At 40.9% G+C, this 1,993-nt stretch carries 1 protein-coding gene; it reads right to left on the reverse strand.

Features of this window, described 5'->3' with window-relative positions; all coding sequences use genetic code 11:
• A partial coding sequence (locus AC52RT_RS08465) for a GTP-binding protein (protein ID WP_495540335.1) occupies positions 1 to 1,939 on the reverse strand: 1,939 nt, incomplete at its 3' end.
• Positions 1,940 to 1,993: the final 54 nt, after the last annotated feature.

Consider the following 1,993-nt stretch of genomic DNA (forward strand, 5'->3'; position numbering starts at 1 on the left):
CATGCATGTTCTCTTCAGCCTCTTCCCACGATACGGAATAGCCTTGTCCTTTCGAACAGAAGATGGATGATGAGCTATAGTCGGGATCAGCATTTTTGTTGTATCCAATTCGGTCAATCACCTCTTTTGGATTATGACATCGATCATAGCCGGCAAAGGTCAAGCTTATCGTTCCTTTTCCCTTTGTAAAAGCAGCTAACTGACCGCTGTAATCCATAAATGCAGCGACAGGTACCGATCCAGTCAAAATGGTTCTGTCCCCTTCTGTTTCCGGCGGATTATAGTTTCCATGTGCCTGTTGAATGTCAGAAAGCACCCGACCTATATGATGTAGATCAACCTTAATTTTATAGGAATAATAGGGTTCCAGCAGAATGTTGTCTGCTTTTTCCAAGCCTTGTCTTAATGCCCTAAAAGAAGCTTCTCTAAAATCTCCTCCTGACGTATGCTTATTGTGCGCACGTCCAGTTATAAGTATCACTTTAATATCTGTCAGTGGGGAACCCGTTAAAAGACCGTGATGATCCCTTTCTAAGAGATGTTGTCTAATGACATTTTGATGACCAACAGTCAAATCATCATCATGACATCTGTTCTCAAACGTAATCCCCTTGCTTCGTTCACCCGGTTGGAGGTGAAGATGAACTTCTGCATAATGACCTAATGGCTCAAAATGGCCATACCCTAAGACTGTTGTATCGATACTTTCTTTATACAGTATCTCTGGCTTCTCAAAAGACACAGTGAGATTAAACCGCTCTTTTACCACTATAACCAATACCTCTAACTGAATAGTTCCCATGACATGCAGGTGAATTTCCTGCAAGCTTTCTTCCCAAGTTACAGCCAGAGACGGATCTTCGACATCTAACAGTTTAAAACAACGCAATGCTTCTTTGATATTAACAGTTTGTTCGAAGGAAACTTTCGACTTCAGGGTAGGCACCATTTCGTATGCCGTTTTTTCAGTTGATGCACCGATGCCGTCTCCCACTGATGTCTCTGATAAACCAGCCACTGCAAAAAGTTCTCCGGCTTCTGCCTGCTTGAGCTGTTGAATATGACTCCCGTTATACACACGTATTTGAGTGACTTTTTCCGCTATATTCCTTTCACCATACTTGATTTCATCTCGTACTTTTACCGTTCCACTTAACGCTTTGATAAACGTAAACCTTGTCCCATTTTCATCATGACGAATTTTATAAACACGCCCAGCAAATGGATCCTGACTTCGATAATCGGTCACCGTTAACAGATCTAATTGTTCTAAAAACTCTTCGATCCCGACACCTTGAAGGGCCGAACCATATGCAAGCGGGGAAATGTTTTGTTTATGAATCATTTCTTGAAAAGCGTTAAGCCATAACTCTTGATTATAGCCGTGTTCCATATAATGTTCGAATAGGACGTCACTTCGTTCAGCCACAAATTCAACGAGTTCCTCATTCATCTCGCCATTGGTAAACGAATCGGTGATCGTACAGACATCTTTTGTAATATTCGATTGAATGTCTTTGATGACTTTGTTAACATCTGCACCGACTCGATCAATTTTATTAATAAAGAAAAAAACGGGGACTTGATGTTTACGAAGAAGCTCCCATACCGTTTCTGTATGTCCTTCCATTCCTTCCACGGCACTAATAACGATAATTGCATAATCCATGGCCTGAATGCTTCGCTCCATCTCCGGAGAAAAATCTATATGACCCGGTGTATCAATTAAATAATAGTTCGAATCACGGTAAGAAAACATGGCTTGATCCGCGAATACGGTAATTCCACGCTCTCTTTCTATATGATGGCTATCAAGGAAAGCATCTTGATGATCGACGCGCCCTCGTTGTTTAATACTGTTTGTATAAAATAAAAGCTGTTCAGCAAACGTTGTTTTACCAGCGTCCACATGGGCTAAGATTCCAATTGTTTTATTCATTTAGCTGCCATCCTCCAAAAATTCACTCCTATTTTCAAAAAGAAAAACAGCTGA

The organism is Peribacillus sp., assembly GCF_059453735.1.